Raw genomic sequence first — 13,417 nt, 5'->3', positions numbered from 1 at the left:
AGCGGTACTCGGGGAGTGATATTCGCACCGGGGCGCATTATTCCGGTCACGTTTTTCTCATCGCGGCGGCGGGAATAGATTGCCGAGACCGACGATAGCGCGCGCGAAACGTCTAGGGTGGAGGCGTAACAACACCGGCCGCGATTTCGAATTGTGTTCGGGCGATGGTTTTCAACCTGCCACGGACATTGGATCGACGGAGGACTGCAACATGATCGGTGAAGTCATTGTCGTTGGTGACTTGAAGTTACGGGAGAACGCCCCGCTCGACGAATACAACCGGCTCGGCGAACGCATGTACGACATTGTCAGCCGCCTTCCGGGCTTCCTGTCGGTCAAATCATTCAAGGCGGCGGATGGCGAGGAGCTCACCCTGTTTCGCTTTGCTTCGGAGGAGGCGCTCGAAGCTTGGCGCCATCATCCCGACCATGTCGAAACCATGAGGCGAGGACATGCCGAGTTCTACGCCAGCGGCTTCCTGCAGATCTGCAAGGTGATCCGCGAGATCGGCCCGTTTGAGCACGCCTGACAGTGCGTGGACGAGCTCGCGTCGGCGCAATCCGCCGCGGCTCAGAACAGCGGCGGAATCTGCGCGACTTTCAGCGGCCCCAAGAACACCGCGCCGTCGGCGAAGCGCAGCGGGAAGCTGCGCGCCTTCTTGCCTTCGAGGGTAGCCTCGGTGCCGAGCGAATTGACGCCGGCGGAAATGCCGGCATTGGCGTTCTGCTTGATCACCTTGCCGAGGCCGGGGATGGCGCGATCCAGCGCGCCAAAGAGATTGCTGAGGTCCTGGCTCTTCACGCCGGGCGCGACGCGATCAAGCGTTGCCTGCGGCACGCCCTCCTCCAGCATCTTGTCGATGCCGAGCGCGGGGATGACGCGCTCGAGGCCGGCGACCGTCATCTGCAATTCGCCCTCGATGCGCCCTTGCGCGTTGAGGCGCAGCGTGCCGGCCGCGACCGACAGCACATCGCCCTGCTCGATCCGCGACTGCTGGATCTCGACGCTGCCGCCGGCGGCCTGGATCTCGCGGAAGCGATCGGGCCAGGGTTTCGGCGAGAAATCCTTCAGGCCATTGAGCCGCGCATGGATGTCGGCGTTGAACGGCTGGGCGAGCAGCGGATGCACCTCCTGCAAGGTGCCGCCGGCAATCTGCAGCACGGCCTCGATCGCCGGACTGTCCGGCGCCGAGCCGTCGACCTGCCTGCCGTGCAGCTCGATGTGATTGACCCGCGCCAGCGGCGCCGGCGCCGCGCCGCCGGTGCGGTCGATGGCGAGATCGTCGAACACCAGCGAGGCGCGCTGCGGCGGCGCCGGCAGGCCGACCACGCTGCTGCGTGCCTTGCTCCAGCTCACCGACAGCGTCGGCTGCGCGCCGCGCTCGGCGATCGTGGCCGGGCCCTTGAATTCGGCGATCACGAGCTTGGGATCGTAGACCTGCGCCACGACCAGGATCTCGGCGAGCCGCGCCACGAACGCCATCTGCGGCGCGGCGGTCTGCGAGACCAGCATCACGCTCGGATCGGTGCAGCGGACCTCGAACCGGAACGGGTAGCCCGCCACCGAACGGTCCCCGCAATCATAGACCCGGCCGGCCTTCGCCTCCTGCGCGCGCCAGGCATCGGCCTGCACGCCGACCTGCGAGGCGGCGAAGAACCAGAAGGCGCTCCACGCGACCGCGGCGATCAGGACCGCGACGGGGATGGCATAAAGGCCGAAGCGCGAGCGGCGGCGGGAGGCGGAGGTCTGATCCGACATGCAGGTCCTTTGGCGGGCGAATTTGTCAAAATCTAAGCGGCCGCGAGCCTTGAACAAGCCCCGAGCAACCCCTGAGCGAGCCTTCAGCAAGCCTTGGAAACAACACGGAATCCGCTTCGCTTCGACTGCCCGTTCTGCTAGCCCATCAGCGCGATGTCAGCAAATCCTCCCCATTCCGAAACCGACGGCGACCTCTGGGTGTTCGGCTATGGCTCACTGATGTGGAAGCCGGGCTTCGAGTTCCTGGAACAGGTGCCGGCGCGGCTGATCGGCGAGCATCGCGCGCTCTGCGTTTATTCGTTCGACCACCGCGGCACGCCGGAGAAGCCGGGCCTGGTGCTCGGGCTCGACCGCGGCGGCGCCTGCCGCGGCATCGCGTTCCGCGTCGCCGCCCGCCTGCGCCACGACACCATCGCCTATTTGCGCGGACGCGAGCAGACCACCAACGTCTATCGCGAGGTGATGCGCTCGGTGTGGCTGGAGAATGCGGCGCGCGAGCGCGTCAGCGCGCTGGCCTATGTGGTCGATCGCGGCCATGTGCAATATGCCGGGCGGCTGTCGCTCGCCGAGCAGCAGCGGCTGGTGCTGCAGGGCCACGGCCGCTCCGGCAACAACCGCGACTATGTGCTCTCGACAGTGGCCTCGATCGAGAAGCAGGGCTTTCGCGACACGCAGCTGCACCAGCTCGCGACGATGCTGCATGATGCCCACGCGGCGCGTCACCCGCTGCAGGATGCCCGGGATGCGTAAGGCTGCGTCGCGAGGCTCTACTTAGTTCGCTTGGCCAGCCGTCGTTTAACGACCTCGCCGAGCGGACTATCCGGCGACTTGCGGAATGCCTTGAGCTTCTTCATTTGGCCTTTGCGCAGTGCTTGCGACTGCGCTTCGCCACCATCATCGATCAGCCTTTGTAAACGGGTTGTTGCCAGATCCGCGTTTTTCGGTGTGCGGCGCGGTGCATCCGGCAAATCGCGGCGGCGGTATGGCGGCGCCCTGTGACATTTAGGCTTTTGCATCGCGGCGCGGACGGATACAAGCTGATCCGCAAACAGCGCTCGCAAATTCGATGAACCTCTCCGCCCCCTTTGTCCGACGGCCGGTCGGCACCACGCTGCTGTCGCTTGGCCTCGTGGTGGCGGGCATCATTGCGTTCTTCAAGCTGCCGGTGTCGCCGCTGCCCGACGTCGACATCCCGACCATCATGGTGCAGGCGACGCTGCCCGGCGCCAGCCCGGCCGACGTCGCCTCCACGGTGGCAAGCCCGCTCGAGCGCCATCTCGGCCAGATCGCCAGCGTCACCGAAATGACGTCGGTGTCCTCGCTCGGCTCCGCGCGCATCACGCTGCAGTTCGACATCGACCGCGACATCAACGGCGCCGCGCGCGACGTGCAGGCGGCGATCAACGCGGCGCGCGCCGACCTGCCGACCAATCTGCGCGCCAATCCGACCTACCGCAAGTTCAACCCGGCCTCGGCGCCGATCCTGATCTACACCTTGACCTCGGACACGTTGACGCCGGCCGAGCTCTATGACGCCGCCTCCACCGTGCTGGCGCAGAAGCTGTCGCAGGTCGAGGGCGTCGGCGAAGTCTCGGTCGGCGGCGGCTCGCTGCCCGCGGTGCGCGTCGAGCTGATCCCGCCGGCGCTGTACAAATACGGCATCGGGCTCGAGGACGTCCGCGCCGCGCTCTCAAGCGCCAATGCGCACAGCCCGAAGGGCGGCATCGACGTCGGCAACCAGCGCTACCAGATCTACGCCAACGACCAGGCCCGCAAGGCGGCCGACTACAGGCCGCTGGTCGTCGCCTACCGCAACGGCGCGGCGGTGCGCCTGACCGATGTCGGCGACGTGATCGATTCCGTGGAGAATGTGCGCACGCTCGGCCTTTCCAACGGCAAGCCGGCAGTCGTGATGATCGTGTACCGGCAGCCGGGCGCCAACATCATCAAGATGGTCGACACCGTGAAGGGGCTGATGCCGCAGCTGAAGGCCTCGGTCTCGCCCGCGGTCGACATCACCCTCGCGATGGACCGCTCGAAGACGATCCGGGCCTCGCTGCACGACGTCGAGATCACGCTGTTGATCGCGGTGGCCCTGGTGATCCTGGTGGTGTTCGCCTTCCTGCGCAATGCGCGGGCCACGCTGGTGCCGGTGGTGGCGGTCGGCGTGTCGCTGATCGCGACCTTCGCCGTGATGTATCTACTCGGCTACACGCTCGACATCTTCTCGCTGATGGCGCTGACGGTGGCGACCGGCTTCGTGGTCGACGACGCCATCGTGGTGCTAGAGAACATCACCCGCCACATGGACGCCGGGCTGTCGCGGCTCGAGGCCACGCTGGTCGGCACCCGCGAGGTCGGCTTCACGGTGCTGTCGATGAGCGTGTCGCTGATCGCGGTGTTCGTGCCGATCCTGCTGATGGGCGGGCTGGTCGGCCGCCTGTTCCGCGAATTCGCCATGACCATCACGATCGCGATCGTGATCTCGCTGGTGGTCTCGCTGACCACGACGCCGATGATGTGCGCGGTGCTGCTGCGCAAGGAGGAGGGCCGTCCGCATGGCCGGGTCTACCGGATCAGCGAACGCATCTTCGAGCTGATGCTGAACGGCTACCGCGCAACGCTCGGCCTCGCGCTGCGCCATCCGCTCCTGGTGATGCTGATCCTCGGCTCGACGCTCTATTTGAACTTCCATCTCTACAAGGTGGTGCCCAAGGGCTTCGTGCCGCAGCAGGACACCGGATTGCTGGTCGGCTCGATCCAGGCCGACCAGAGCACCTCGTTCCAGCTGATGCAGCAGAAGCTGACCCAGTTCATCGACATCGTGAAGTCGGATCCGGCGGTCGACACCGCGGTCGGCTTCACCGGCGGCGGCGGCGTGGGTCCCGGCGGCACCAACACCGGCACCGTGTTCGCCTCGCTGAAGCCGATGGACGAGCGCCGGCTGCGCGCCGACAAGGTGATCGAGCGGCTGCGCGAGCCATTGGCAAGCGTCGCGGGCGCCACGCTGTTCCTGCAATCGATCGGCGACCTCGGCGCCGGCGGGCGCTCGGGCAACGCGGCTTACCAGTACACGCTGAAGGGCTCGACCTTCGAGGAGCTGAACGAGTGGACGCCAAAGCTCGTCGCGGCATTGCAGAAGGAGCCGACGCTCGCCGACGTCAACAGCGACCAGCAGAACAAGGCGCTGCAAGCCAATCTGATCATCGATCGCGACGCCGCCTCCCGGCTCGGCATCACGGTCAGCCAGCTCGACAACACGCTCTATGACGCGTTCGGGCAGCGCCAGGTCTCGACCATCTTCGTCGCGCGCAACCAGTATCATGTGATCATGGAGGTCGCGCCGCGCTTCTCGCAGGACCCGCAAACCCTGAAGGAGGTCTATATCTCGACCTCGGGCGGCTCGGCGAGCGGCACGCAGAGCACCAATGCGGTGGCTGGCACGGTGGCCTCGTCCTCGCAAAAAAGCTCGGTCAGCGCGGTCGCCGCCAATGTGGTGCGCAACCAGGCCACCAATTCGATCGGTGCCACCGGCAAGGGCGTCGCCTCGACCGGTACCGCGGTCTCCACCAGCGCGGAGACCATGATCCCGCTGTCGAGCGTCGCGCGCTTCGAGCACGGCGAGACGCCGCTCTCCGTCAATCATCAGGATCTCCTGGTCTCCAGCACCATCTCGTTCAACCTGCCGCCGGGCGTCTCGCTGAGCACGGCCACCACCACGATCGAGAACGCGATGCACGCGCTCGGCATGCCCGCGGGCATTTCCGGCGGGTTTGCGGGCTCCGCGAAAATCTTCCAGCAGGCGCTGGCGAACGAGCTGTTCCTGATCCTCGCCGCGCTGGCGACGATCTACATCTCGCTCGGCATGCTCTACGAGAGCTACATCCACCCGCTGACCATCCTCTCCACTTTGCCCTCGGCAGGCGTCGGCGCGGTGGCGGCCTTGATGCTGTCGCACACCGATTTCGACATCATCGGCATGATCGGGGTGATCCTCTTGGTCGGCATCGTGAAGAAGAACGCCATCATGATGATCGACTTCGCGCTCGATGCCGAGCGCCAGCGCGGGCTGTCGTCGCGCGATGCGATCTACGAAGCCTGCCTGATGCGGTTCCGCCCGATCATGATGACGACCCTCGCCGCCTTGTTCGGCGCGGTGCCGCTGATGATCGGTCTCGGCGAAGGCAGCGAGCTGCGTCAGCCGCTTGGCACCGCGATCTTCGGCGGGTTGATCCTGAGCCAGATCCTGACGCTCTACACGACGCCGGTGGTCTATCTCTATCTCGACCGCGCGAGGCTGTGGACCCAGCGCCGCCGCGCCGCGCGCCGCGCACGCCGGGCAGCGGCATCAAGCGCCGCCGGTCGTTGACAGACCGGTATCGATGTTGCCAACCTTGCGCGTGAGCGGACGCAAGGAACCGATCTGTGGCTCTCGCACCTGATATCGCCGCGTCGCGCTGGTTCAACACCAGCGAGTCGCTGACCCTGGCTGGGCTGCGCGGCCGGCCGGTCCTGCTGCACGCGTTCCAGATGCTGTGCCCCGGCTGCGTCGCGCACGGCACGCCGCAGACCCAGCGCGCGTTCGAGCTGTTCAAGCATTCCGACCTGCAGGTGATCGGGCTGCACACCGTATTCGAGCACCACGCGGCGATGACGGAGGTGTCGCTGGAAGCCTTCATCCACGAGTACCGGCTGACCTTCCCGATCGGCGTCGACGAGGCCGGCGAAGGCACGCCGATCCCGGTCACCATGCAGCGCTACGGCATGCAGGGAACGCCGACCAGCATCCTGATCGGCCGCGACGGCAACATCGTGCATCATGGCTTCGGACAGCAGAGCGACATGGCGCTCGGCGCGATCATCGCGGCCGAGCTTGCCGCGCCGCATGGCCGATAGCGGCTCGCCCCGGCTGCAACCCGGCTCACGCGACTGCGTTATGACGGCGTCGCGCAATGCGTGATAGCGTTCCGCCAACCAGAACCATCGCCTTGCGGGAGGATGTCATGAAAACCTATCAGCTTTACATCAACGGCCAGTATGTCGACCCCGCCAATGGCGAATGGTTCGACAGCATCGATCCCTATCGCGGCGAGGCCTGGGCAAAGATTCCGCGCGGCACCGCCGCCGACGCCGACAAGGCGGTGAAGGCCGCCAATGAGGCGATGTGGCGCGGCCCCTGGGCGAAGATGACGGCCTCCGCGCGCGGCAAGGTGATGCGCAAGCTCGGCGACCTCGTCGCGGCCAATGCCGAGCGCCTTGCCGAGATCGAGGTGCGCGACAACGGCAAGCTGATGGCCGAGATGCTCGGCCAGTTGCGCTACCATCCGGAGTGGTGGTGGTATTTCGGCGGGCTCGTCGACAAGCTCGAGGGCGGCCTGGTGCCGATCGACAAGGCGGAGACCTTTGCCTACACGACCCATGAGCCGGTCGGCGTGGTCGCGGCGCTGACCGCCTGGAATTCGCCGCTGCTGTTCGTCGCCTGGAAATGCGCCGCCGCGCTCGCCGCCGGTTGCGCCGTGGTCGTCAAGCCGTCGGAATTCACCTCGGCCAGCACGCTGGAATTCGCCGCGCTGACCAAGGAGGCCGGAATTCCCGACGGCATCTTCAACGTGGTGACCGGCTTCGGTCCCGAGGCCGGCTCCGCGCTGATCGCCCATCCGGGCGTCGCCAAGATCACCTTCACCGGATCGGACACGACCGGCGCAAAGGTCTACGAGACCGCGGCCAAGAGCCTGAAGCGCGTCTCGCTCGAGCTCGGCGGCAAGTCGCCCAACATCGTGTTCGAGGACGCCGACCTCACCGCCGCCGCGGCCGGCGCGATCTCCGGCATCTTCGCCGCCACGGGGCAGACCTGCATCGCCGGGTCGCGCCTTCTGGTGCAGAGCTCGATCAAGGAGAAGTTCGTCGCGCGGGTGCTGGAGCTGGCAAAGTCCGCCAAGATCGGCGATCCCATGCAGTCAGACACCAATGTCGGCCCGATCACGACGCCGGCGCAGTACAAGAAGGTGCTCGACTATATCGACATCGCGAAAGCCGAGGGCGCGCGCTGCCTGCTCGGCGGCAAGCCGGCCACCGGCGACGGCATCAAGGGCGGCCAGTTCGTCGAACCGACCATCTTCACCGACGTCGACAACACCATGCGGATCGCGCGCGAGGAGGTGTTCGGACCGGTGCTGTCGATCATCTCTTTCGACACCGAGGAGGACGCCATCCGGATCGCCAACGACACGATCTACGGCCTTGCCGCCGGTATCTGGACCAAGGATCTCGCGCGCGCCATCCGCGTGCCGAAGCAACTGCGCGCCGGCACCGTGTGGGTGAACACCTACCGGGCCATCAGCTACATGATGCCGTTTGGCGGCATGAAGCACTCCGGCGTCGGCCGCGAAAGCGGCATCGACGCGGTCCGCGAGTATCAGGAGACCAAGAGCGTCTGGATCTCGACCGCGACGGACGTGCCGGCGAACCCGTTCGTGATGCGGTGAGTTTTCCGCACTGACATCGCTTACTTCACCTCTCCCGACGGACAGAGGTACGACGGCACCCGCGCGCCAAGCGGCCGCACTTGACGTGCAGCGCGGAGCAGCGATCATGAGTGCCTGCGGCACACACCGAAGAGTGTGGCCGATATTTGGGGAGATTCGCCATGACGTTTCGTTACTCGCGCGCGGTGTTCTGCGCGCTCATGCTCGCCGCCGCCCAACCTGCCCTCGCCGACAAGAAATACGGCCCCGGCGTCACCGATACCGAGGTGAAGATCGGCCAGACCATGCCCTATAGCGGCCCGGCGTCCGCCTACGGCACCCAGGGGCGTCTCGAAGAGGCCTACTACGCGATGATCAACGCGAAGGGCGGCGTGAACGGCCGAAAGATCAAGCTGATTTCACTCGACGACGCCTATTCGCCGCCGAAGACCGTGGAGCAGACGCGACGCCTCGTCGAACAGGACGAGGTGCTGGCGATCATCGGCACCATCGGCACGCCGACCAATTCAGCGATCCAGAAGTATCTGAACCAGAAGAAGGTCCCGCAGATCTTCATTTCGACGGGCGCGGCAAAATGGGACGACCCGAAGAACTTCCCGTGGACCACCCAGCTTTATCCGCCCTACCAGATGGAGGGCATGATCTTCGCCAAATATCTGTTGAAGAACAAGCCCGACGCGAAGCTCGGCGTGTTCTCCCAGAACGATGATGCCGGAAAGGATTACGTCAAGGGGCTGAAGGATGGCCTCGGCGACAAGGCGAAGACGATGATCGTGAAGGAAGTGACCTACGAGGTTTCCGATCCGACGGTCGATTCGCAGATCGTCTCCCTGAAAGCCTCCGGCGCCGACACGCTGTTCACGATGGCGACGCCCAAGTTCGGCGCGCAGGCGATACGCAAGGTCTACGAGCTCGGATGGAAACCGCTGAACTACGTGGTCAGCGTCTCCTCATCGATCAAGGGCGTCATGGAGCCGGCCGGCATCGAAGCTTCAAAGGGATTGTTGACCGCGCTGGCGTTCAAGACCCCGACCGATCCCACCTGGGAGAACGCGGCCGACGTGAAGGAGTTCAAGGATTTCCTGGCGAAGTGGTATCCGCAAGGCGACATCGCCGACGGCAGCAACGTCACCGGCTACATCTCGGCCTATATGACGGTGAAGGTCATCGAGATGTGCGGCGATGATCTGACGCGCGAGAATTTGCTGAAGCAGGCAACCAACCTCAACAAGGTGGTCGCGCCGCTGCTGCTGCCCGGCATCGCTATCTCGACGCGGCCGGACCGCTATGCGCCGTTCACGCAGATGCAGATCGCAACGTTCGACGGCAAGAGTTGGGTGCCGCAAGGCGAGACCTTCAACACCGACGCGGCGGCCGGTCAGTGATGGCGACGCCTTTCGCGATACGGTAACTCTCCGCATCGTCATGAGCCGGGCAGCCGCCCGAAGGACGGCATCGCTTCGGCTTGCCTGTGCCCGGCCATCCACCGTCTTGCTTCAGGCCGAACCAAAAACGTGGATGCCCGGGACAAGCCGGGCATGACGATTTCTGAAGGGACCGACGAAACGCGGGCACGAAATTCCCGGCAGCAACCGCACCAGGGCTTGTGCTGCGCCTACCCTTTCGCCGCGTTCGGCACACCGCCGAACAATTTCGCCTGCTCGGCGCGGCCGGCCTCGACGATGCGGGTGGTGGCGGTTTCGATCTGGTCGCGCAGGCGGGCCATGAATTCGTCGCGCGGCAATCCCGGCGGCAGCGGATCGAGGATTTCGACCACCAGCGTCCCCGGATAGCGCATGAAGGTGCGGCGCGGCCAGAACAGCCCGGAATTGAGCGCGATCGGCAGGCACGGCACGCCGCTCTCGGCATAGATCTGCGCGACGCCGGCCTTGTAGTTCGGCGGCGCCCCTGGTGCGGTACGGGTGCCTTCCGGGAAGATCACAAGCTGCCGGCCGAGCTTCACCTCGGCCGCGGCGCGCTTCAGCGTCTTGATCAGCGAGCGCGGGCCGCCGCCGCGCTCGACCGAGATCATGCCGACCTTCTTGAGGTACCAGCCGAACACCGGGATCATCATCAACTCGCGCTTCAGGATGAACAGCGGATGCTCGAAGAAGCGCACCAGCGCAAACGTCTCCCAGAACGACTGGTGCTTCGAGGCGACGACCAGCGGCCCGCTCGGAATCTTCTCGATCCCGCGAAACTCGATCCTGATGTTGCAGATCACGCGCATCAGGAACAGGCTGGTGTTGGCCCACGCGACTTCGAGCGCCATCAACGCCCCCCGCGGCAACAGCAGCGCCGGCAGCGCGATGATGCAGAGCACCACCAGCACGAGATAGAACAGCACGTTGAAGATCAGCGAGCGCAGGAAGATCGAAGTCATGCTCAACGACTATCCTCTGTGAAATCATCAGTCATTCCGGGGCGCGAAGCGAACCCGGAATCTCGAGATTCCGGATATGGTGCTGGCGCACCATTCCGGAATGACGGTGCCTGATACATCAATTCGCCTGCGCCGTCGCCGGGCGGCGTGGCGCGGCAGCCGGCTCGGCGAGATCGGAGGTCAGGTCGAGGCCGAGATCGGCCAGCCGCACCCGCATCTCCGCGGCGACATATTTGGCGTATTCCGATAGCAAGAGACGGAACGTCGCGCCACTCGTCCACCACGGCTCGTCGCGCCATTTGTCGCCGACCACGGCGAACGGGATCAGCGTCACGTCGGGCATCGCATGTGACAGTTCCACGATCGCCCGCGGCATGTGGTAGTTCGAGGTCACCACGATCAGCGACTTGAAGCCGCGCTCGCGCGCCCAGCGCCGCGTCTCCGCCGCGTTGCTGCGGGTGTTGAGCGCCGAGCGGTCGAGATCGACGCAACAGCTCATCAGCCCCTTGCTGTCCGGCACCGAGCGGGAAATGTCGCTGGCGTCGTTGGTCGGATGTACGCCCGAGATCAGCAAACGCTTGCCGTAGCCGGCGGCCAACAGTTCCATGGCGTCGGACACCCGCGACGAGCCGCCGGTCAGCACCACGATGCCGTCGGCATTTTGCGGCGGATCGGTCTCGACGCCGCGCAATTGCGAGAGGAAGCCGACAAAGCCGACCGCAGCGGCGACGAAGGCAAGCGCCAGCGGCGCGACGATGACGGCGCGCAGCCAGCCGCGCGGGCGCGCGGCAAAGCCATTCGGCGACGTATCGTCGGACTGCAAACTCATGTGATGCGGTTATCCTTCCCCCCGGGTGATTTTAAAGCATGATCCGGAAAAGTGGAAACCGGTTTTCCCCGGGACCAGGGCCGCGTGCATGCGCGCGAATTCACACTTGGGCGACGAAATGCAATCACAAGGCGGCGCCATGATTTCGAGTTTCGCAGCGCCGTCAGTCGATGTCGTCGAGCGTGGCAAACAGGGTGCGCCGCGATGCCCACGCGGTGATCGCCGCGATCAGCACCGCCTGCATCGCCAGCACCAGATAGCCGGACGGGCGCAGCGAGAACGTGCCGAGCAGGGCCGCGAACTGGTCGCCCACCGGCGTGCCGGAGAACCAGTTGGCGATCGACTCGGAGAAGCCGAACGCCAGCATCGCCGCACCGCCACCGATCAGCCCGCCTTCGAGGCCGAGCCGAAGGAAATGGCGCAGGAAGCGGTTGGCGATGAAGCTGTCGCCGGCGCCGACGAAATGCAGCACCTCGACGATCGGGCGGTTGGCGGCCATCGCGCCGCGGGTCGCGAACGACACCGAGATGATGGTTGCGATGATCACGAGGATGAGGATGCCGACGCCGGCGAACGTCGTGGCGCCGGTCATCGAGCGCATGCGCTCGATCCAGGCGCGGTGATCGTCGACGCTTGCGGTCGGCGCCGCCTGGGTCACCCGCGCGCGTAAGCCGGCGAGATCGAGCGTGGTGCCAGGCTGCACCCGCGCCACGATGACGCGCGGCACCGGCAGTTCGTCGATCGAGAGCCCGCTGCCGAGCCACGGCTCCAGCAGCTTGGCGGATTCCTCCTTGCTGAACGGACGGACCTCGAGAATGCCGGGCTGCGCCCGCATCGCCTCCACCGCGGCCTGCGCGTCGCGATCGAGATCGCGGCCGGGCGAGGGGCGCACCTGGATGGTGATCTCGCTCGACACTTCCGACTGCCATTCGGCGGCCGAGGCGCTGACCAGCAACACGGTGCCCGTCGTCAGCGAGGCGAGGAAGGTCATGATCGCGACAACCGCGACCAGTGCACGACCCGAGATCGAGGCGCGCGGCACGATCGGCGACATGTTGCGCGCGGTGGCCGGGACCTGCGGGCGTTCGCGCCCGAGATCGACCAACGACACTTTCTCGTCGCCGCTCCTATTCATAGATGTGCAGCCGTCCCTGATGCAGCACCAGCCGCCGCGCCTCGTATTGATCCATCAGCGTGATGTCGTGGGTCGCGATGATGACCGCGGTGCCGGATTTGTTGAGCTCGATGAACAGCCGCAGCAGGCGGCGCCCGAGCGTCGGATCGACGCTGCCGGTCGGCTCGTCCGCCAACAGCAGTTGCGGCCGCGAGATCACCGCGCGCGCGATCGCGGCGCGCTGCTTCTCGCCGCCCGACAGGATCGGCGGCAGCGCATCCATGCGCTCGCCGAGGCCGACCCATTTCAAGAGATCGATCACCTCGCGACGATAGCTCGATTCCTCGCGGCCCATCACGCGGAACGGCAGCGCGACGTTCTCATAGGTGGTCATGTGATCGAGCAGGCGAAAATCCTGCAGCACGATGCCGATCCGCTTGCGCAGGTCGGCGACCTGATCCTTGCTCAGCAGCGAGACGTCCTTGCCGAACAGATTGACCAGCCCGCGGGTCGGCCGCAACGACAGGAACAACAGCCGCAGCAGCGAGGTCTTGCCCGCGCCCGACGGCCCGGTGAGGAACTGGAACGAGTGCGCCGGGATCATGAACGAGAGGTCGCGCAAAATCTCCGGGCCGAGCCCGTAGCGCAGACCGACATTTTCGAACCGAACCAATGCGCTAGCTCCGTTCGAGAGGGCCGATGGCCCAATACCCCACACCGACGGCGAAGACGGCCCGAACCCCGGCCGAGCGCCCGCGAACCGCACAGAAAGCTTGTGCTTCGGTTATGGTTTCCGATTCGTTAACGGTCGCTAAGTAGCATCCGGGCATCCACACGGTGGAGATTCG

12 protein-coding genes are annotated in these 13,417 nt (G+C 65.7%); 6 read left to right on the top strand and 6 right to left on the bottom strand.

The genetic code is table 11. The annotated features are described in order from the left end of the window. Positions 1-79: 79 nt before the first annotated feature. On the top strand, positions 80-529 hold the full coding sequence (locus J2R78_RS21440) for an antibiotic biosynthesis monooxygenase (protein WP_253606665.1): 450 nt from the start codon (positions 80-82) through the stop codon (positions 527-529). A gap of 41 nt (positions 530-570) precedes the next feature. Here the strand turns inward: J2R78_RS21440 and J2R78_RS21435 are convergent, their stop codons facing one another. Beyond that, the gene (locus J2R78_RS21435; RefSeq protein WP_253606664.1) at positions 571-1,758 is read right to left on the bottom strand and encodes a DUF2125 domain-containing protein; all 1,188 of its coding nucleotides are present in this window, start codon (positions 1,756-1,758) and stop codon (positions 571-573) included. A 153-nt stretch (positions 1,759-1,911) separates the two neighbouring features. Here J2R78_RS21435 and J2R78_RS21430 point away from each other — a divergent pair, with 153 nt between their 5' ends. Further along, positions 1,912-2,508: a gamma-glutamylcyclotransferase gene (locus J2R78_RS21430; protein WP_057017872.1), complete on the top strand. Its 597-nt coding sequence runs from the start codon at positions 1,912-1,914 to the stop codon at positions 2,506-2,508. Positions 2,509-2,525: 17 nt separating this feature from the next. Here the strand turns inward: J2R78_RS21430 and J2R78_RS21425 are convergent, their stop codons facing one another. After that, positions 2,526-2,819, bottom strand: a complete 294-nt coding sequence (locus tag J2R78_RS21425; protein ID WP_253606662.1) for a hypothetical protein — start codon at positions 2,817-2,819, stop codon at positions 2,526-2,528. A 5-nt stretch (positions 2,820-2,824) separates the two neighbouring features. On the opposite strand from J2R78_RS21425, the gene J2R78_RS21420 reads away from it, so the two are divergent. The 4 genes from J2R78_RS21420 to J2R78_RS21405 all read left to right on the top strand — a co-directional run bounded on the left by J2R78_RS21420 (position 2,825) and on the right by J2R78_RS21405 (position 9,628). Further along, a complete protein-coding gene (locus tag J2R78_RS21420) occupies positions 2,825-6,127 on the top strand; it encodes an efflux RND transporter permease subunit (RefSeq protein ID WP_253606660.1) in 3,303 nt (1,100 codons plus the stop codon). A gap of 56 nt (positions 6,128-6,183) precedes the next feature. Then, the gene (locus tag J2R78_RS21415; RefSeq protein ID WP_253606658.1) at positions 6,184-6,654 is read left to right on the top strand and encodes a peroxiredoxin; all 471 of its coding nucleotides are present in this window, start codon (positions 6,184-6,186) and stop codon (positions 6,652-6,654) included. A gap of 107 nt (positions 6,655-6,761) precedes the next feature. Next, positions 6,762-8,243: an aldehyde dehydrogenase gene (locus J2R78_RS21410; RefSeq protein WP_253606657.1), complete on the top strand. Its 1,482-nt coding sequence runs from the start codon at positions 6,762-6,764 to the stop codon at positions 8,241-8,243. 161 nt (positions 8,244-8,404) lie between these two features. After that, positions 8,405-9,628, top strand: coding sequence for an ABC transporter substrate-binding protein (locus J2R78_RS21405; protein WP_253606655.1), 1,224 nt, complete (start codon positions 8,405-8,407; stop codon positions 9,626-9,628). Between the two features lie 230 nt (positions 9,629-9,858). Here the strand turns inward: J2R78_RS21405 and J2R78_RS21400 are convergent, their stop codons facing one another. The 4 genes from J2R78_RS21400 to ftsE all read right to left on the bottom strand — a co-directional run bounded on the left by J2R78_RS21400 (position 9,859) and on the right by ftsE (position 13,242). After that, positions 9,859-10,626, bottom strand: coding sequence for a 1-acyl-sn-glycerol-3-phosphate acyltransferase (locus J2R78_RS21400; protein WP_253606653.1), 768 nt, complete (start codon positions 10,624-10,626; stop codon positions 9,859-9,861). A gap of 118 nt (positions 10,627-10,744) precedes the next feature. Continuing rightward, the gene (locus tag J2R78_RS21395) at positions 10,745-11,455 is read right to left on the bottom strand and encodes a YdcF family protein (RefSeq protein WP_092080555.1); all 711 of its coding nucleotides are present in this window, start codon (positions 11,453-11,455) and stop codon (positions 10,745-10,747) included. A gap of 163 nt (positions 11,456-11,618) precedes the next feature. Continuing rightward, positions 11,619-12,590: an ABC transporter permease gene (locus J2R78_RS21390; protein ID WP_253606651.1), complete on the bottom strand. Its 972-nt coding sequence runs from the start codon at positions 12,588-12,590 to the stop codon at positions 11,619-11,621. Further along, the gene (gene ftsE, locus J2R78_RS21385; protein ID WP_016845305.1) at positions 12,583-13,242 is read right to left on the bottom strand and encodes a cell division ATP-binding protein FtsE; all 660 of its coding nucleotides are present in this window, start codon (positions 13,240-13,242) and stop codon (positions 12,583-12,585) included. Before ftsE ends, J2R78_RS21390 begins: the two co-directional genes overlap by 8 nt. Positions 13,243-13,417: the final 175 nt, after the last annotated feature.

Source organism: Bradyrhizobium sp. USDA 4538, from assembly GCF_024171045.1.
In the GTDB taxonomy this organism is placed as follows: Bacteria; Pseudomonadota; Alphaproteobacteria; order Rhizobiales; family Xanthobacteraceae; genus Bradyrhizobium; species Bradyrhizobium australafricanum.
This window is presented reverse-complemented; position numbering and strand designations above follow the sequence as displayed.